At 65.3% G+C, this 18,547-nt stretch carries 17 protein-coding genes; 3 read left to right on the top strand and 14 right to left on the bottom strand.

Going from position 1 to position 18,547, the window contains the following annotated elements; all coding sequences use genetic code 11:
- Window positions 1-54: 54 nt before the first annotated feature.
- The 10 genes from U0O11_RS00220 to U0O11_RS00175 all read right to left on the bottom strand — a co-directional run bounded on the left by U0O11_RS00220 (window position 55) and on the right by U0O11_RS00175 (window position 8,186).
- Window positions 55-1,320, bottom strand: coding sequence for a dihydroorotase (locus tag U0O11_RS00220; RefSeq protein WP_284893020.1), 1,266 nt, complete (start codon window positions 1,318-1,320; stop codon window positions 55-57).
- The gene (locus tag U0O11_RS00215; protein WP_052384301.1) at window positions 1,317-2,369 is read right to left on the bottom strand and encodes an aspartate carbamoyltransferase catalytic subunit; all 1,053 of its coding nucleotides are present in this window, start codon (window positions 2,367-2,369) and stop codon (window positions 1,317-1,319) included. Before U0O11_RS00215 ends, U0O11_RS00220 begins: the two co-directional genes overlap by 4 nt.
- The gene (gene pyrR, locus U0O11_RS00210; protein WP_192839044.1) at window positions 2,366-2,899 is read right to left on the bottom strand and encodes a bifunctional pyr operon transcriptional regulator/uracil phosphoribosyltransferase PyrR; all 534 of its coding nucleotides are present in this window, start codon (window positions 2,897-2,899) and stop codon (window positions 2,366-2,368) included. Before pyrR ends, U0O11_RS00215 begins: the two co-directional genes overlap by 4 nt.
- Window positions 2,900-2,997: 98 nt before the next feature.
- Window positions 2,998-3,453: a Holliday junction resolvase RuvX gene (ruvX, locus tag U0O11_RS00205; protein WP_054556397.1), complete on the bottom strand. Its 456-nt coding sequence runs from the start codon at window positions 3,451-3,453 to the stop codon at window positions 2,998-3,000.
- Entirely contained in the window at window positions 3,446-4,003 is a 558-nt protein-coding gene (locus U0O11_RS00200; protein WP_043331610.1) for a YqgE/AlgH family protein, read from the bottom strand. The genes ruvX and U0O11_RS00200 overlap by 8 nt, the downstream gene beginning before the upstream one ends.
- A 15-nt stretch (window positions 4,004-4,018) precedes the next feature.
- On the bottom strand, window positions 4,019-4,933 hold the full coding sequence (locus tag U0O11_RS00195) for an energy transducer TonB (protein WP_324690995.1): 915 nt from the start codon (window positions 4,931-4,933) through the stop codon (window positions 4,019-4,021).
- Between the two features lie 108 nt (window positions 4,934-5,041).
- Entirely contained in the window at window positions 5,042-6,013 is a 972-nt protein-coding gene (gshB, locus tag U0O11_RS00190) for a glutathione synthase (protein ID WP_043331619.1), read from the bottom strand.
- 212 nt (window positions 6,014-6,225) lie between these two features.
- A complete protein-coding gene (locus U0O11_RS00185; RefSeq protein WP_084589228.1) occupies window positions 6,226-6,972 on the bottom strand; it encodes a 16S rRNA (uracil(1498)-N(3))-methyltransferase in 747 nt (248 codons plus the stop codon).
- A gap of 165 nt (window positions 6,973-7,137) precedes the next feature.
- Window positions 7,138-7,641, bottom strand: a complete 504-nt coding sequence (secB, locus tag U0O11_RS00180; RefSeq protein ID WP_043331620.1) for a protein-export chaperone SecB — start codon at window positions 7,639-7,641, stop codon at window positions 7,138-7,140.
- 125 nt (window positions 7,642-7,766) lie between these two features.
- Complete coding sequence (locus U0O11_RS00175; RefSeq protein ID WP_043331622.1) at window positions 7,767-8,186, bottom strand: rhodanese-like domain-containing protein; 420 nt, start codon at window positions 8,184-8,186, stop codon at window positions 7,767-7,769.
- Between the two features lie 444 nt (window positions 8,187-8,630).
- Here U0O11_RS00175 and gpmI point away from each other — a divergent pair, with 444 nt between their 5' ends.
- The 3 genes from gpmI to U0O11_RS00160 all read left to right on the top strand — a co-directional run bounded on the left by gpmI (window position 8,631) and on the right by U0O11_RS00160 (window position 13,102).
- A complete protein-coding gene (gene gpmI, locus U0O11_RS00170) occupies window positions 8,631-10,193 on the top strand; it encodes a 2,3-bisphosphoglycerate-independent phosphoglycerate mutase (RefSeq protein WP_043331623.1) in 1,563 nt (520 codons plus the stop codon).
- Between the two features lie 118 nt (window positions 10,194-10,311).
- Entirely contained in the window at window positions 10,312-11,481 is a 1,170-nt protein-coding gene (locus tag U0O11_RS00165) for a murein hydrolase activator EnvC family protein (protein ID WP_324690991.1), read from the top strand.
- Between the two features lie 235 nt (window positions 11,482-11,716).
- A complete protein-coding gene (locus U0O11_RS00160) occupies window positions 11,717-13,102 on the top strand; it encodes a S41 family peptidase (protein ID WP_442872642.1) in 1,386 nt (461 codons plus the stop codon).
- A gap of 219 nt (window positions 13,103-13,321) precedes the next feature.
- On the opposite strand, the gene U0O11_RS00155 is transcribed toward U0O11_RS00160, so the two are convergent.
- From U0O11_RS00155 to U0O11_RS00140, 4 genes are all read right to left on the bottom strand, one after another.
- Window positions 13,322-14,647 carry a UbiH/UbiF/VisC/COQ6 family ubiquinone biosynthesis hydroxylase gene (locus U0O11_RS00155; RefSeq protein ID WP_324690987.1) on the bottom strand — a complete coding sequence of 442 codons (1,326 nt, stop codon included), beginning with the start codon at window positions 14,645-14,647 and terminating at the stop codon, window positions 13,322-13,324.
- A 294-nt stretch (window positions 14,648-14,941) separates the two neighbouring features.
- Entirely contained in the window at window positions 14,942-16,204 is a 1,263-nt protein-coding gene (gene ubiH / locus U0O11_RS00150; protein WP_324690985.1) for a 2-octaprenyl-6-methoxyphenyl hydroxylase, read from the bottom strand.
- 4 nt (window positions 16,205-16,208) lie between these two features.
- Complete coding sequence (pepP, locus tag U0O11_RS00145; protein ID WP_248380320.1) at window positions 16,209-17,552, bottom strand: Xaa-Pro aminopeptidase; 1,344 nt, start codon at window positions 17,550-17,552, stop codon at window positions 16,209-16,211.
- A 179-nt stretch (window positions 17,553-17,731) separates the two neighbouring features.
- Window positions 17,732-18,373 (bottom strand): UPF0149 family protein, encoded by a 642-nt coding sequence (locus tag U0O11_RS00140; RefSeq protein WP_324690983.1) that lies wholly within the window; start codon window positions 18,371-18,373, stop codon window positions 17,732-17,734.
- Window positions 18,374-18,547 lie beyond the last annotated feature (174 nt).

The raw sequence follows: 18,547 nt of genomic DNA, 5'->3' as shown, positions 1-18,547 counted from the left end.
GTTGGCGCGATATAGCCAAATATCTCAAGCATCATGTTCCACGTGAAACACTGCTTAGGCGTAACAGGAATCACCCAGCAGCACCTCTTCGACGCGACCGTTCAACAGCATGCCAAGCAGCGGCGTGTTATGGCCGGCACTGACCAGCGTCTCGCTTGAGACACGCCACTCCTGTTCCATATCGATCACCGCCAGATCACAGTACTCGCCCACTTCCAGCATGCCGCCCTTGAGTCCGAAGCGTCTGGCACTGAACGTCAATGTCTCGATCAGGCGAGGCAGGCTGAGCAGCTCGGCCTCCACCAGCGCCAGCCCCAGCGGAAGCATGGTTTCCAGGCTGGTCATGCCGGGCTCGGATACTGCGAAGGGCGCGCTCTTGGCTGCGGCTTCATGGGGCAGATGATCACTGACGATGGCGTCGATGGTGCCATCGACCACACCGGCCCGCAGCGCATCACGGTCTGCCGCGCTGCGCAGTGGCGGCTCCAGATGGAAATTGGCGTTGAAGCCTTCCAGCTGCTCATCGGTCCAGTGCAGTTGCGCCATCGACACATCCGCGCTGATATCCAGCCCTCTGGCCTTGGCATCACGTACCAGCTCGACGGCCCGTGCACTGGAGAGCAGCGACACATGCGCCCGTACGCCGGTCTGCTCGATCAACAGCAGCCACTGGGTCAGAGCGACCGTCTCGGCTGATTCCGGAATGCCGGCCAATCCGAGACGCGAGGCAATGGCGCCCTCATGGGCACAGCCCTGCCCGGCCAAGGCGGCCTCCTGGGCCTGGAACACGACGGTGATATCAAAGGTCCGCGCGTATTCCAGACAGCGGCGCAGTACGCCGAGATCGCGTATCGGCTGGCGCAGGTTGGTCAGCGCCACGCAGCCTGCGGATTTGAGCGCGGCCATATTGGCGAGCAGATCACCTTCCAGCCCCTGCGTCAGTGCCCCCAGCGGCGCAAGACGCACCCCCGCCACATCACGCGCACGGTCCAGCAGCGTACGAATATGCGAGGCGCTGTCGAGCACCGGGCTGGTGTCGGGCCGCGGCAGGATGGTCGCGTAGCCACCCGCCAGTGCGGCGGCCGACTCACTGACCAGGCTGCCCTTGTAGCGCGGGCCCGGGTCACGCAGGTGCGCGCCAAGATCGATGAAGGCCGGCGTGACCAGCTTGCCCGCCAGGTCATCGCGCTGCTCGGCACTGAAACCCGCCGGCGCTTCGCCGATCGCGATCAGGCGACCGCCGTCGAGGTGGAGGTCGTAGTGGCCATCGCGGCCATTGGTCGGGTCGATTACCCGTGCATTGATCAGGCTGCGTTTCATGCGCCAGCTCCTCGTGAACGTTCACCCCTGCGCTCGGCGCGCGCCTTCATCTGCCCTGAGACCGCCATCGACAGCACCGCCATGCGCACCGCGATACCGTTGGTGACCTGATCGAGTATCAGCGAACGCGGGCCATCCGCGACGGCGGATTCGATCTCGACACCCCGGTTGATCGGCCCCGGATGCATCACCACGGCGTCAGGGTGCGCGTGTGCCAGGCTTTCGCGGGTCAGACCATAGCGGCGGTAGTATTCCGACTCCGAGGGCAGCAGCGCGCCATCCATGCGCTCCTTCTGCAGGCGCAGCATGATGACGACATCGACATCCTTCAGCCCTGCTGCCAGTTCAGTGAAGACCTGACAGCCCAGCGTCTCGACCCCGATGGGCAGCAGCGTCTGCGGCGCGACCACCCGCACCTCCGCTGCGCCCAGCGTATTGAGCGCCTGAATCTGCGAGCGAGCGACGCGTGAATGCAGGATGTCACCGACGATCGCGACGCGCAGATTGGCGAACTCGCCCTTGTGGCGGCGGATGGTCAGCATGTCGAGCATCGCCTGGGTCGGGTGCGCATGACGACCGTCGCCGGCATTGATGATCGCCACATGCGGCGTGATCTGGCTGGCGATGAAGTGCGCCGCGCCGGAGTCGCCATGACGCACCACGAAGGCGTCCGCCTGCATGGCCTCGAGATTGACCAGGGTATCCATCAGCGACTCGCCCTTGGCGGCCGACGAGGTCTTGATGTCCAGATTGAGCACATCCGCCGACAGACGCTTGGCAGCCAGCTCGAAGGTGGCACGCGTGCGGGTCGAGTTCTCGAAGAACAGGTTGGCCACCGTACGTCCGCGCAGCAACGGCACCTTCTTGACCTCGGCATCGCCGATGCCACGGAAGTGATCGGCGGTGTCGAGAATCTCGGTCAACACGCTGCGCGGCAGGCCTTCGATATCCAGAAAGTGGCGCAGCCGGCCCTGCTCATCCAGCTGGACCTGTGCCGGCGAGGCAGCCCGCACGTCCGCGCTGGCCTGCGAGAGATCAAACAGGTTCATGCCGTCACCTCGCCGGTATCGACCAGTGTCAGGCGCAGGTTGTCGGGGCCTTCCAGCTTGATGCGCTTGCCGGGCGCCAGCGCCAGGTTGGCTCCCAGGGCGTCCGGCTGCACCGGCAGCTCACGTCCCGGCAGCTCTACCAGGCAGGCCAGCAGCACGCGGCGCGGACGGCCATAGTCGAACAGCTCATTGAGCGCCGCGCGCACGGTACGTCCGCTCATCAGCACGTCGTCCACCAGCAGCAGATCGCGATTCTCGATATCCGGCAGCTGTGACCCCTGGCCGCCATCCGGCAGGCCCTTGTGGCCGAAGTCGTCGCGCCAGAAACCGATATCCAGTGTCGCGAGGGGCTCTTCCAGCCCCAGCCGCTCACGCAGTGCCTGGGCGACCCAGACACCGCCGGTATGAATGCCGACCGGAATCAGACGTTCACGATCGAGTTCACGGCGCTCGAACAGCAATTCGAGCTCCTCGGTCATGGCCTCGAGCAGTGCCTCGACCTCTGGCAGTGCCTCATGTTCTTCGTGCATCTCAGACTCTTGCATGGATATCGCTTCCTATCTTCCCTGCCGGATGGCGGCAAACAGACAAAAAAAACCCGCTTCCGGAAAGGAAGCGGGTGGAGTATTCAGTAACCGACAAGGTCGCCCTCGCCTCGCTGGCTTGCAAACCAGCTCTCGAGAATCAGCTGTGCGGCGAGGCCGTCCACGCCATCATCGCGATAATTGCCGCGGTGGCCGCGCTCGCGCGCCAAGCCCTTGGCCGCCTTGGTGGAGCCGCGCTCATCCCACATTTCCAGCGGCTTTCCGTAGCGGCCATACAGGCGCTTGCCGAACTTGCGGGCTCGGCTGCACATCAGTGTCTCGCTGCCGTCCAGCTCGAGGGGCAGGCCGACCACGAACAGGTCGGGCTGCCATTCCTCGATCAGGCGATTGACGACATTCCAGTCCGGAATGCCGTCCCGCACATGCAGCGGCACCAGAGGCGTCGCGGTGCCGAGCATCTCGGTACCCACCGCGACACCGATGCGGCGCGTGCCGAAGTCGAACGCCAGCGCCGTACGGCTGACTTGCCGCTCAGCCATGCCCGATCTCCCGCGACATCAGATTCATGTCGACGCCCAGCTTGCTGGCAGCCGCTTCGAGACGGGACTCGCTGTCGGCATCGAAGAGGATGCCGCTGTCGCCTTCGACGATCAGCCAGCTGTTTTCCTTCAGCTCGTTGGTGAGCTGGTCCGGCTCCCAGCCAGCGCAACCGAGGCAGACCATGAAGTCATCAGGGCCTTCGTTGCCGGCTATCGCCTTCAGGATGTCCAACGAGGTGGTCAGCGCCAGCTCGTCGGTCACCTGCAGGCTGGAATCCCACTCGCTGGCCTTGCCGCGATGCAGGATGAAGCCGCGGTCCTTGTGGACGGGGCCGCCGTAATAGACCACCTCATCGAGGCGTTCACAGCTGTCGGCAGCGATCTCGAGCTGCTCGAACAGACCGCGCATGGTCAGCTTGATCGGCTTGTTGACGATGACACCGAGGGTGCCCTTGTCATCATGATCACAGAGGTAACTGAGCGAGCCGGAAAAATTGTCATCATCGAGATGCGGCATCGCCAGCAGGAAATAGTCTCGCAGACTTTGCATGGTCCTCCCGAGGCGTCAGGGCGCGCCAGAATCGTTGCCGGGGCCGAATCGCCAGATGCGGGTGATGGTCAGCTGGCTCATCCCCTTGAGACTTTCATCAAAGGGCGCATAAGGAGCCGCGCCGTAGACCGTATCCAGAGCCGCCTGGTCGAGTTCAGCATGTCCCGAGGATTGTAACACTTCCGCGAACTCAAGCTGACCGCTGGGCAGCACGACGGCACGAATCCGCAGCTCGCCGCTCAGATGGGCAGGCGCCGGATAGTGCTGGTTGCCGAATGCTTGCACCGTGCCGGTCCAGTCATTGATATAGCGCGCGCGGGCCGAGGCACGCGCCGCCTTGCGTGAGGCGGTGTCACCCACTACCTCACGCGACTGGCTGGAGGCCTGGATTCGCTGGACGTCCTGCTCGCTGGCCTGCTGCTCGTTGTCCGGCGTATCCGGCAGCAGTTCGGAACGCGTCACCTGCTGTGACGACGCCTGCTGGGTCGCGATCACCTCGGGGATGCGCTCCGGCAGTACCAGCGCCTGCGTGGCCGGAGCCTGGGCTTCCACCACGGCCGGCTCGCTGGCCTCGGACGCACTCTGCTCACCCGGCTGCGGGGGCGCCTGATTGACTGGCCCGGCCTGCACCGCCGCCTCGCGCCCGCTGCCACTGGCCTGCTGGTCCTGCTCGGCCACCACCTGCGAGTCGACGGCAGTGGTGCTGGCCTGACTGACCAGCGTCACATCGAGCATCACCGGCTTGGGCATCGGCGGCACCTCAGGCGGCGTCAGCAGGCCGCTGCCCAGCAACCACCAGCCGATGACGGCATGGACGGCCAGTGCCGCGCCCCATGCCACCACACGGCGATGCACCCGAGTCACCGGCACATAGGTGATCGGGTCGGTGACGCTATGATTGCCTGCCCACCATTCGACGGGTGCTGCCATACCCCACTCCCTGTCCACGGAACCTCATTGGCAGCTTCGGCTTCCCTGCCGTTTACTGCGAATCCATTGCGGGTCAGCCAACTGGTGCCGACCTAACCGCGACGTCGATCAGGCGGGCGTCTGCGCCGCCAGACGCGCTTCGATGGCATCCATCAACAGACCGGCGATATCAGTGCCGCGCTGGGTATCGATCTCGCGCACGCAGGTCGGGCTGGTGACGTTGATCTCGGTGATGTAATCGCCGATCACGTCCAGGCCGACGAACATCAGCCCCAATGATTTCACCACCGGCTTGACCTGCTCGATCAGCCAGTAATCGCGGTCGGTCAGCTCACGCGATTCGCCACGTCCGCCAGCCGCCAGGTTGCCGCGCGTCTCGCCGGCGCTCGGGATGCGCGCCAGGCCGAACGGCACCGGCTCGCCATCCACCAGCAGAATGCGCGTATCGCCGGCACTGATTTCCGGCACATAACGCTGGGCCATGATCTGACGGGTGCCCCGCAGCGTCAGCTGCTCGATCACCGAGCCGAGATTGCGGCCATCTTCGGCGACGTGGAAGATGCCACTGCCACCCATGCCATCCAGCGGCTTGAAGATCACGTTGCCATGCTCGGCGTGGAAGGCGCGCAGCACCTTGTCATTGGCCGACACGGTGGTCGGCGGGATGCACTGCGGGAACTGCTGAGCGAAGAGCTTCTCGTTGCAGGTCTGCAGCGCGGCCGTCGGATTGACCACCAGCACGCCTTCCCGCTCGGCAAAGCCCAGCAGGTGAACGGCATTCAGGAAGTGTTCGTCGACGGGCGGATCCTTGCGCATCAGGATCACGTCAAGCTCGGCCAGCGGAGTCGCGACGACCTCGCCCAGCTGATAGAAGTTGTCCGGGTCGTGGTAGACCTCCAGATCACGCATCCGGCCCATGGCGCGACCATTCTCGAGATAGAGGTCTTCCTGCTCGAGATAGTGCAGCGACCAGCCACGCTGGCTGGCGGCCCACAACATGGCCAGAGTGGTGTCCTTCTTGTAGGCGACGCTGGACATCGGGTCCATCACCACGCCGATCTTGAGCTTGCGAGCAGTCATTGAGGCAACCTTGTGACGACACTGCCAGCCCGGCACGCGGCCGGCAGCGGGGATAACGGAGACTCCCGTCGCGACATGACACCATGGCGCGGGAGCGATGGGACAAGTATGCAGCAGCGCCGTGCTGCTCACCACTGGCGAAACGCCCTTGCCGGCTCACGCTGTGTTGCCGGCAGATCAACAATTCCGCCCGGGTGCCAGATGATGGGAGATCAGCGCGGCAGGTCACCAAATCGCTGCTGCAGCAAGGTCAGCGCCACCACCGGCGCCGTCTCGGTGCGCAGGATACGCGGCCCCAGGCCGAGCACCTCACAACCGGCTGCGGCCGCTTCTGCCACCTCTTCCTGCGTGAAGCCGCCTTCCGGGCCGATCAGCAGGCTGGCGCGGGTCACGCCGCCCTCGGCCTCGGCCACGTTCAGCGCCTCGGCACCGCCCGGCTGCAGAATCAGGCGCAGCGGCTCATCACGCTCGGCCAGCCACTGCGTCATCGCCACCGGGGCATGCACGACCGGCACGACGCTTCTTCCGCATTGCTCGCAGGCGCTGGCCGCCACGCCCTGCCAGTGCGCCAGCTTCTTGTCGGCGCGCTCGCCCTTGAGCTTGACGTCGCCCCGCGCGGTATAGAGTGGCGTGATGGCAGCCACGCCCATTTCACAGGCCTTCTGGATGGCGTAATCCATGCGGTCGCCCTTAGAGATCGCCTGCCCCAGATGCACCGCCAGCGGCGCCTCGCGGTCATTGGGCACCGCCTCGATCACCTGCACGCTGACGCCCTTGCGGGTCACCTCCTCCAGCAGCACGCGCACCTCCTGCCCACGGCCATCGAACAGCTGCGCCTCACTGCCGACCTTGGCGCGCAGCACCAGCCCGAGGTGGCGTGCAGGCCCCTCGGGGAGCGCGAAGGACGCCCCGGCGCTGACATTGAGATCAAGATCGGGGCAGTGCAGACGGATGGCCATGGACGGGGTCTCGCGGACTAAGAAGCAGTGAAAGTGGGCCGCGATGAGTCGATGCAGCATCGCAGGCAAGGCGGCGGTCATTGTCGCCCAAAAACGCAGCGACGGGCCACTGGGGCCCGTCGCTGGTCGTACCTGTCATGTGGCCAATCAAGGCCGGCTCACTGATCAGTGAGCGGTCGCCTCGGCGGCGCCCTGGGCTTCACGCTGCTTGCGCTGCGCGTACATGGCCTCGAAGTTGACCGGAGCCAGCATCAGCGGAGGGAAGCTGCCACGGTTGACCAGGTTGTCGATGGCTTCACGCGCATACGGGAACAGCACGTTCGGGCAGAAGGCGCCCAGGGTGTGGTCCAGCTGCTCGGCAGACAGGCCAGCGATACGGAAGAGGCCAGCCTGCTCGACTTCCGCCAGGAAGGCAGTGGTCTTGTCTTCGCCATTGGTGACCTGAGCGGTGACCTTGATGGAGACTTCGAACAGCTCCTCACCGACCTGCTGGTGCTCGGTATCCAGCTCCAGCGCGACCTTCGGCTGGAACGGCTGGGAGAAGACCGCCGGAGAATTCGGGGCTTCGAAGGACACGTCCTTCACGTAGATGCGCTGCAGGGCAAACTGGAGCTGATCCTGAGCCTGTTCTGCGCCTGCTGCAGCCTGTGCGTTCTGTTCTTCAGCCATGAGACATATCCTTGAGGGTTCGGAGATTTATTCTTGGTTGCGAGCCTGCCTCCAGCAGACCCGCAAACTTGCCCAGCCAGCGGGGCAATGACAGCTGGCAGACACGCGACGCGCGAGTCTGCGACTCAGCGAGTCACGACCGGCAGGCTGTCGGCTTCCCACTGGCCCATGCCGCCCTTGAGCTTGACGGCCTGCTTGAAGCCATCCTTCTCGAGGCGCGCCACCAGCGGTCCCGCCGTCTGGCCGTGCTTGCAGACGATGATCACCGGGCGTTCCTTGTACTTGGCCAGCGGAGTGGTCTCGCTGGTCAGCTGACTGCTGGGAACGTTGACGGCACCGGCGATATGACCGGCCTTGAATTCCTTGCTGTCGCGGATGTCGATGAAGACACCCTCTTCGCGATTGACCAGTCGCGTGGCCTCGCTGACGCTGACGCCGTGGTTGCCACGCATGGTTTCCATGACAATGAGGGCGACCAGCAGGGCGACGAAGGCGCCGACCAGCAAGGGATGATTCTGCGCGAACTGAAGCAGCTGTTCGATCATGAGACGGGCTAACTCCGCTGTGACGTGCATGCCGACGCGTACGCGGCAAAGGAAATAGACCGCTACCTGAGGTAACGGAGCCAGCATTATACATGACAGGCCCAAGCATGAATGCCGCTGCATGGCATCAAAAAGGCGTAGCCGGGCGATGCGCCGGCTGCTGTCAGCTCAGCCGGGACGGGGTGATCCACCGATAGCGCTACCCAATCCCGGCGATACACTTGCGGCACTTGCACTCGGCACCTTACCACCCCTCTAATAGAGGGCAGAACGAGCAGGTAGTTTTATCACTACATGTCGTCTCCGCCGAGGGTTCTGCCCCACGGATGCGCCACAGCATGGCCGCAGGACATGACAGCTGCATGATGTGTCGTCCGTCGAACATCATCCTGTCATCCCGGCCCCTGCTCACCCCAGATCATTCGTCATCACAGCGAGGAAGTCATGGCAGCTCAAGCACAAGGTCCGCGTCCCGTCGCCCTAATCATCCTGGACGGCTACGGTCACAGCGAAGAGGAGAAGGACAACGCCATCCTCGCCGCCGACACGCCGGTGATGGACCGCCTGCGTCGTGAATATCCCAGCGAACTGATTCACACCGATGGTGGCTTCGTCGGCCTGCCGGACGGCCAGATGGGCAACTCCGAAGTCGGCCACATGAACCTCGGTGCCGGTCGCATCGTCTATCAGGACTTCACGCGCATCACCAAGGCGGTGCGTGAGAATGCCCTCAAGGACAATGACATCCTGACCGCGCCCATCGATGCCGCCGTCAAGGCCGGGCGTGCCGTGCACCTGATCGGCCTGCTGTCTCCGGGTGGTGTCCACTCCCACGAAGACCACACCCTGGCCATGGCTGACCTGGCCGCCGAGCGGGGCGCCAAGCGCATCTATATCCACGCCATCACCGATGGCCGTGACACCGCGCCCAAGAGCGCCGAGGCCTCCATCGCGCGTGCCGATGAGCACCTCGCGGGCCTGGGCCTGGAAGACGGCCGTGTCGCCACGCTGGTCGGTCGCTACTTCGCACTGGACCGCGACAACCGCTGGGACCGCGTCGAGCAGGCCTATCGCCTGATCGCCAACGGCGAAGCCGAGCATGAAGCCGCCACCGGCGTCGCCGGGCTGGCTGCCGCCTACGAGCGCGACGAGACCGATGAATTCGTCACCGCCACCCGCATCGGCGATTCCGTCGCCATGCAGGAAGGCGATGCGGCCATCTTCATGAACTTCCGCGCCGACCGTGCCCGCGAGCTGACCCGCGCCTTCGTCGAGCCGGACTTCGCAGGCTTCGAGCGCACGCCGCCCAAGCTGGCCCACGACGGCCTGGTGATGATGACCCAGTACGCCGCCGACATCCCCGCGCCGGCAGCCTTCCCGCCGTCCGAGCTGCACAACACCCTGGGCGAGGTCGTGTCCGACCGTGGTCTGACCCAGCTGCGCATCGCCGAGACCGAGAAGTACGCGCACGTCACCTTCTTCTTCTCCGGTGGCCGCGAAGAGGAATATCCCGGCGAGACGCGCATCCTCGTGCCCTCCCCGCAGGACGTGAAGACCTACGACGAGAAGCCGGAAATGAGCGCCGGCGAAGTCACCGACAAGCTGGTGGAAGCCATCGAGTCCGGCGGCTACGACCTCATCGTCTGCAACTACGCCAACGGCGACATGGTCGGCCACACCGGCAAGTTCGACGCCGCCGTCCAGGCCGTCGAGTTCCTCGACAAGTGCGTGGCACGCGTGGTCGAGGCGCTGGAGAAGGTCGGAGGCGAATGCCTGATCACCGCCGACCACGGCAACGCCGAGCAGATGGTGCACCCGGAAACCGGCAATCCGCAGACCGCGCACACCACCTTCGAGGTGCCGCTGATCTACGTGACGCAGCGCGATGCCAAGCTGGCCGCCGACGGGCGTCTGTGCGATCTCGCCCCGACCCTGCTGACCATGATGGGCCAGTCGGTGCCGGAAGAGATGGATGGCAAGGTGCTGGTCGATTATGCCGAGGCCTGATAGCAGGCTGCATGGCGCACCCTTCGGTGCGTCATGCCTCTCGCCCTGCCCGAGCAAGCCGCTCGGGCAGGGCGACCGCCCCCGAATCTTCAAGCGCCGGAGCCGAGTCTCCGGCGTTGTGCTGTCTGCCTGGCTGATGAGTCTCGCCCCGCTGGCACTCGGCCCGGTGGTGGCGACCACCGCGCAGGCCGCTGACGACACCGCCACCCTGACCCAGAAGAAGCAGGCCTCCCAGGAAGACCTCAAACGCCTCAAGCGCGAGATCCAGGCGATGCAGGGCGAGCTCAAGGCCACGGCAGCGCGGCGCAGTGACACGCGCAACGGGCTGGAGAAGATCGAGCGCCAGCTCAACGCCACGCGCCAGCAGACCGGCAAGCTCGAGGATGAGCGCGATGACATCAAGCAGCAGCTGGTGGCGCTGACGCGCAAGCGTGAAGCCCTCAGTCAGCAGCAGACGGCCCAGAAGGCGGCGGTCGCCGAAGAGATGGCCGCCCTCTATCGCCTCGGTCGTCAGCCTGAGCTGAAATTGCTGCTCAACCAGGATGATCCTGCACGTCTTGAGCGCCTGCAGGTCTATCTGAACCATCTGAGCGAATCACGGCGTGCGGCGCTGGAGCGCCTTGCCGAGCTGAACCAGTCACTGGCCGACACCCGCGCACAACTGCTGGCTCGCCAGACACGCCTGGATGACGTGCAGGCAGGCCTCAAGCGGCAGGCCAGTCAGCTGATCGCGCAACAGAATGAACGCGCCGCCCTGCTGCGCAAGCTGGATGCGCGCTATGCCAGCCATGAGGCGAAGATCGCCGAACTGGACCAGGACCGCGCGCATGCCAACCAGCTGATCCAGACCCTCGAGAAGCGCCTCAAGTCGATCAAGAGTGCGCCGCCACCCAAGACCCGCATCACGCGTGCGATGGGCAAGATGGACTGGCCGGCGCCGGGCAAGGTGATCTCCGCCTATGGGCGTGGCGAGGGCGTCAACCGTGATGGCGTGTTGATTCGCGCGACACAGGGCACCGCCGTCACGGCGCCGCACGCCGGTCGCGTGGTCTTCGCGGACTGGATGCGCGGCTATGGCAACCTGCTGATACTCGATCACGGTGACAACGTGCTGACGCTCTACGCCCACCTGGCAAGCTTCAGCGTAGGCCCGGGCGACAGCCTGTCACGCGGCCAGCAGCTGGGCAGTGTCGGCAGCAGCGGCGGGCGTGATGGCCCGGCGCTCTATTTCGAAGTGCGCCGCAGCGGTCAGCCGACAGACCCGAGTCGCTGGCTCGCGCGCCGCTGAAGTATCTGGCAGCGGCACCTCGCGCATCGTCTGATTGTCAGCCAGCGCTGAATGCCACCGCTAGCCAGCGGGCTAGTCGCCAGGCACTCGCGCGGGATATGCTCGCAGTAGCCTGTGACTGCGAGCATGCTGGGCGGTGTTCCCCCTGCCATGCCTCGACATCCGGCCCCGGCGCTCAGCGCATTTCGGTACCAGTCGAGTCAGTATCCGTCGAGAAGGAAATCGCATGTCTGCAATGTCGCCGTTCCGCCCTGCCCCGCGCCGCCTGCGTCAGCTGGCGGTCAGCGTGCCGCTGAGCCTTGCCCTGCTGGGCGGCGGACTGCCGGCCAGTGCAGAAGATGTCATCTCGCCATCCGACAGCGCTCAGGATGCCCGTCAGGGCACGGACCTGCCGCTGGATGAGCTGCGCACCTTCGCCGAGGTCTTCGAGCGCATCAAGCGCACCTACGTCGATCAGGTCGATGACCGCACGCTGCTCAAGAATGCCATGCGCGGCATGCTCGAAGGGCTGGACCCGCACTCCGCCTATCTGGATCAGGAAGACTGGCAGGACCTGCGCGAGAATACCGATGGCGAGTTTGGCGGCATCGGCATCGAGGTCGGCACCGGCGACGATGGCCAGCTGACCGTCATCGCCCCCATCGACGACACCCCGGCGGCGCGCGCGGGCCTGCAGCCGCGAGACGTCATCCTCAAGATCGACAATACGCCGCTGGACGGCCTGTCGATGTCGGAGTCGGTCAAGTTGATGCGCGGTGAGGCCGGCTCTCGCATTCGGCTGCTGATTCTGTCCGAGGGCGCCGACATGCCGCGCGAAGTGGTGCTGGAACGCGCCATCATCAAGAGCAGCAGCGTCAGTCAGCGCCTGCTGGACCCGGGCTATGGCTATCTGCGCATCAGTCAGTTCCAGAGCGCGACCGGTGACGAAGCCCACACGGCGCTGGCCAGGCTGCGGAAAGACAATGATGGCGAGCCGCTCAAGGGGCTGGTGCTGGATCTGCGCAACAACCCCGGCGGGCTTCTCTCGGCCGCCGTCGAGATCAGCGACCTGTTCCTGTCCAGTGGCCGCATCGTCTACACCGAAGGCCGCCTGCCCGACAGCGAGCTGTCCTTCTCGGCCAAGCCCGATACCCCGGCGGGCGACACCCCGCTGGTGGTGCTGATCAATGGCGGCACGGCCTCGGCCGCGGAAATCGTGTCCGGCGCGCTGCAGGATCAACACCGCGCCATCATCATGGGCACCGACAGCTTCGGCAAGGGCTCGGTCCAGACGGTGATGCCGCTGGGCAATGGCGATGGGCTCAAGCTGACCACCGCGCTCTACTTCACGCCCAGCGGTCGTTCGATCCAGGCCGAGGGCATTCGCCCGGATGTCGAGGTCGTGCGAGGCCGCCTCGAGCGCGATACGCGGCGTGACTTCAGTGTGCGCGAGGCAGACCTCGACGGGCGCCTCGACAATGCCAACGCCGCCAGCGAGTCCGCCAGCAGCAAGGCACCCGACAGCCCAGTAGTGGCGGAAAGCGACTATCAGCTGGGTGAGGCGCTCAATCTGCTCAAGGGCATGAACGTGCTGGGGCGCAGTGCGGCGCTCAAGGCCACCGTGCCCACAAGCGACGAGTAAGCCTCACGCCATGATCGTTTGATCATCAGGCCACAACGACAAGGCCCCGCCATCTGGCGGGGCCTTGTCGTTGCAGGGGCCATGACATGCGCACTTGTATAGAGGCATATAGCGGCATGTGTGGCAGCGATCGGCCATCCTGTGACCACCTGTGCCCAAGCGATGATAGTAGGCGCTCACATACCCGATGGATCAGGAATTACACCAACTTCACTCTTGTTACGGCTTGCAGCTGGCGGGCAACTCACCCCGCTGCCCCATCGCCTGACGCATCAGGATACGCTTCAACTCGCCCTGGCCGTCGACGAAACCAAGCCCGAAGTTGCGCAGCAGACGCACGCCCGGCTGACGGCTGCCGAACAACAGCCGGAAGCCATCCATCATCTTGAGCATCATGGCATTGTCGCTGCGACGCCGGCGGCGATAGCGCGCCAGCCAACGCTCGTCGCCGAGCGCCACCCCGCGGCGATGTCCTGCCAGCAACTCGTCTGCCAACACCGCCACATCCATCAAACCCAGATTGACGCCCTGGCCTGCCAGCGGGTGAATGGCATGCGCAGCATCCCCCACCAGCGCCAGCCCCGGCAGCACATAGTCTTCGGCGTGGCGCTGATGCAGCGGGAAACTGAAGCGCTCACTCGCCCATTCGATGGCGCCCAGCTGACCTTCAAAGGCGTCTTCCAGCTCACTACAGAATGCCGCCGCTGACAGTGCCAGCAGGCGCTCGGCCTCTTCTGGCGTGGTCGACCACACGATGGAGCAATGCCGCTCTGCGGCCGAGGCTCCCTCGGCCGGCTGAGCCAGGGCGTCATTGACGGCCAGCGGCAGGAAGGCCAGCGGCCCGGTCGGCAGGAAGCGCTGACGCGCGACGGCCTGATGCGCGAGTTCGGTGCGCACCGTGGCCACCAGCGCGACCTGGCCGGTGTCGTGTTCCCGCGTGGCGATCCCGGCCAGCTCGCGCAGCCGTGAGCGCGCACCATCCGCCGCGACCACCAGCGCCGCGGTGACTGTCCGTCCATCGGTCAGCGTCAGGCTGGTCGCTTCCGCCGCATCGAGTTGGTAAGCATTCACTACTGATGTAGCGCCCGAGCGTGGGAGTGCCATGCCTGCTACACGCGCCCCGAAGCAGCGCGTGATCGCCGGGCAGGCATCGATGGCCTGCTCCAGCGCGGCGAGCGTGACCCGGTTCTCGACGATATGCCCCAGTACCGGCACACCGCTGTCCTCGGCACTGAACTGGATCTCGCCATTGCCCTCCGCGTCCCACACCTGCATGCCGGTATAGGGCATCAGGCGACTGGCGGCGATCGTCGGCCACACACCCAGACCGCTCAACAGCTGCTGAGAGACCGGCGTCAATGCACTCACCCGTGGCTCGGGGGCGCTATCTGGCTGCCAGCGGGTCGCGGACTCACGCCCCTCGACCAGCATGACTCGCAGCCCCGCCTGCCCCAGCAGCAGCGCCAGGGTGGCACCGACGATACCGGCCCCGACGATGGCGACATCGGCGTCATGTGCGCTACCTGCTGATCGACCGTCCTTCATGCCTGCTCCCTGTCTCGAAGTTCTGTCTCGAAGTTCTGTCTCGAAGTTCTGTCTCGAAGTTCTGTCTCGAAGTTCTGTCTCGAAGTTCTGTCTCGAAGTTCTGTCTCGAAGTTCTGTCTCGAAGTTCTGTCTCGAAGTTCTGTCTCGAAGTTCTGTCTCGTAGCCTGATCTCGAAGACCAATTTCGTGCCCTGATTTCGAAGCCCCGTCGCGTGGCTCGACACCAAGGCGCTGTCAGTGAGGCCCTGTCTGCGAGGCTCTGCCCACGAGCCAAGTCAGCGAGTACCCACCAACCTCAGCGCTCAATGCCCATCGAGCGTCTGGCCAACAGGCGCTTGAGCGGCGAGACCAGATTGAGCCCGATCAGGCCCGCTGCCCGTGCATGCCCCAGCCAGCGACTCTCGACCCCGAACAGGCGGATCAAGCCATCGCTGAACAGCACCACATTGTCGCGATCCGCGCCGCGCCGCTCCTCGAAGTCACTCAGCACGCTGGTGGCCCCCGGCGACTCGCCACGCGTCAGGCCCGCCTCGATGGCCACGACCAGGTCAGTCACGCCGCGCAGCGCCAGATTGAAGCCCTGCCCTGCCACCGGGTGCAGGGCGTGGGCGGCGTTGCCGAGCACCGCAAGACCGGGGCGCGTGCCTTCGCTGGCTCGCACCAACGACAGCGGATAGGCGTGGCGCTGCCCGACGCGGCGAAAGCGGCCGGCGCGTTCACCGAAGGCGCGCTGCAGCGCCTGCAGGAAGTCGCTGTCGGGCAGCGTCATCAGGCTTTCCGTGTCAGCGGGGGAGCGCGTCCAGACCAGCTCCATGCGCTTGCCGGCCAGCGGCAGCAGCGCCATCGGGCCTTCGCTGGTGAAGCGCTCGTAGGCGACTCCCTGGTGAGGCTGGCTCATCTCCACCGTGGCGATCAAGGCATGCTGCTCATAGTCCTGCGCCGCACTGTGGATACCGAGGAGCTCCTTGAGCCCAGAGCGACCGCCATCCGCCAGCACGGTCAGCTCAGCCTCGATCAGACGGCCATCCTCCAGCGTGAGGCGATGACCTTCCGCCGTGACGGCGATTTCTGCCACGCGCGCCGGGCAACACCAGGCCAGCGGCAGCTCGGCCAGCTGGCGATGCAGTACCTGGCCCATCCAGGCATTGGGAATCACGTGGCCGAGCGCGGCTACCTCGAGCTCGGAGGCCCGCATGCGTGTCGCGCCCAGGTGGCCGCGCTCACTGACATGGATGGTGCGAATCGGCGTGGCGTGCTCGCACATTGCCTCCCAGACCCCGAAGGCGGTGAACCGCTGGCGTGAGCCCGCCGCGATGGCGCTGGCACGTGCATCGAAACTGGGCTGGAAGCGCCGGGCGTCTGCTGACGCCGCGGGCAGCTCATTGGCCTCGATCACGGCGACACGCAACGCTGCAGCCTCACGGCCCTTCTCGTCGGCCACACGTTCCATCAGCGGCGCCAGCGCACAGGCCAGGCTGGCGCCCACCAGGCCGCCGCCGATGATCACGATGTCGAAGTGTTCGGCATCACGCCCGCTCATGGCTTCAGGCTCGCTCATGGCGTCAGGCCTCCGCGCGCATCAGCGCCTCGATAGCCTCGACGGACTTGGGCACGCCATGACTCAACACCTCGTGGCCCGCGGCAGTCACTGCGACGTCGTCCTCGATGCGAATGCCGATCCCGCGATACTCAAGGGGAATGTCGCCGTCCTGCGGAATGTAGAGGCCCGGCTCGATGGTCAGCACCATGCCCGGCACCAGCGGACGCGGCTCACCCGCTTCGCGATAGCTGCCAACATCGTGCACATCCAGCCCCAGCCAGTGCGAGGTGGAGTGCAGATAGAAGCGACGGTAGGCATCGCTGCTGATCAATTCCTCGACCTCCCCCTGCAACAGGCCCAGCTCGACCAGCCCCGTGGTCAGGTCATGCACGACCTGTTGGTGAATGCCCACCAACGTTGCACCCGGTACCACGGCGGCTACCGCGCGCTCCTGCGCCTTGAGCACGATCTCGTACAGACGGCGCTGCGGCTCACTGAAGCGGCCATTGACCGGGAAGGTACGCGTGATGTCGCCGGCATAGAGGGCGTACTCGGCGCCGGCATCGATCAGCACCAGCTGACCATCCTCCAGCGGCGCGCGATTCTCGATGTAGTGGAGTACACAGGCATTCACACCCGCCCCGACGATGCTGGTGTAGGCCGGGGCCGGCGCCCCCTGCCACTGGAATTCATGCTCGATCTCGGCCTGCAGATGATACTCGTGCAGGCCGGGACGGCTGATCTGCATCGCACGCACATGCGCGCGCGCGGAAATCTCGGCGGCGTGGCGCATCAGCGCCAGCTCACGCTCATCCTTGATCAGGCGCTGCTCGTGCAGCAGCGGCGCGAGATCCTCGAAGGCGGCCGGCGGTCGTGCTCCGCGACGCACCGCGGCGGCCAGCTCATCGCGCAGCGCTTGAGCCAGCGCCAGGGCTTCATCATCCTCGAACAGCACATAGAGACGCTCGCGGCCATCCAGCAGGCTGGCCATCACTTCATCACGGGCCTCATTGGTGAAGGCCTGATCGAAGCCTGCCGTGGCGACGGCACCCTCGGCGCCGATGCGGATGCCGGTCCAGGCTTCGGCCAGCGGGTCCTTCTCCTGACAGAACAGCACGCTCTCCCCTTCGGCGCGCCCGGGCAGCAACAGCAAGGCGGCCTCGGGTTCCGGCCAGCCGGTCAGATAGTGGAAGTCGCTGTTCTGACGGAAGCTGTATTCACTGTCGCGGTTGCGCTGGGCCAGGCCCGACGAGACCACCAATGCGGCAGCCCCCTGCGGCAGCTGCGCGATCAGGCGCTGGCGGCGTGCACGAAAATCCTCTGCCGTCAGGGCAGCAGGTGCGGGCAGGATGGCTGGGGCAGTCATGGCAATCTCCGTCGAGAACCCGCCGGGCATGGCGCGTTCGAGTGACAAACAGGCGTGATGCTGTAGATGGGGGCACCCGCCCTCTTGTACCAGCCTTGCATCAGACGCGGCGCAAGCGGTGGGTGACCATCGATTCAGTGGCTAGCGACTGAGCAGATACTGGTGCTACAGATACTGACTCAGTGGGAATCGGTACGCGAGCTGACGCCGAGGCTGCCCTCGAGACCGCCTTCCGGCAGCTGGTCATCGCTGGGCTTCTCGACGTCCGGGTTGCCCGGGTGCTGCTCGGTGTAAAGCAGCAAGGCCGCCATGCGCACATGGTCAGCCAGCGCGAACAGATCGGCCTCGTCCTCGGCGTTGTCGTCGTCGAGGTCTTCGGCATTGGCGAGGCCGCTCGAGATGGCTTCGACATCGCTCAGCGCATCCTTGAGCGCCTGACTCCAGCCACTACGGACATCATCATCGGCACCGGCCAGCTCTTCCTGGAAGCCCAGCGTCCATTCGCGCAGGCTCTGACCACGTTCGGCCAGCGAGAACATGTCATCCGGCAGCAGCGGCTCGAAGCTCATCTCGCTGGCGGCCAGACGCTCCTGATTGCGCGTGCGCCAGGTGAGGAAGACTTCACCGGCCTCACGCGTGGCCGGTTGCTCGACCCCCAGCGAGGCGCAGACGCGCGCCAGCCAATCCTCGGCACTGATGTCATCCAGCGCCAGTGCGGCCACCAGCTGACCATCGAGGAAGGAAGGATTGTTGAGGCTGCCGTGAGCCAGGAAGTGGTCTGCGACGAGCGAGAAGTCGAAGGTATCGTTGATGATCGCCATGATGCGGCCCCATTGAGTCAGTGAGAAGTGGTTCTGTAGCGGGAGAATGGCATCTGAAGGATGTGCTGCAGCACAAGGCAGCCGCGCCGCGCGGCGCGTTGACCCTCCAGAAGCGGCTCTCTATAGTGGCTCGAGAATGCCCCCATCTTACCGCACTGGCCCTCCTTCTGGCTT

The sequence above is a fragment of the Cobetia sp. D5 genome (assembly GCF_035666195.1).
Lineage (GTDB): Bacteria > Pseudomonadota > Gammaproteobacteria > Pseudomonadales > Halomonadaceae > Cobetia > Cobetia amphilecti.
This window is presented reverse-complemented; position numbering and strand designations above follow the sequence as displayed.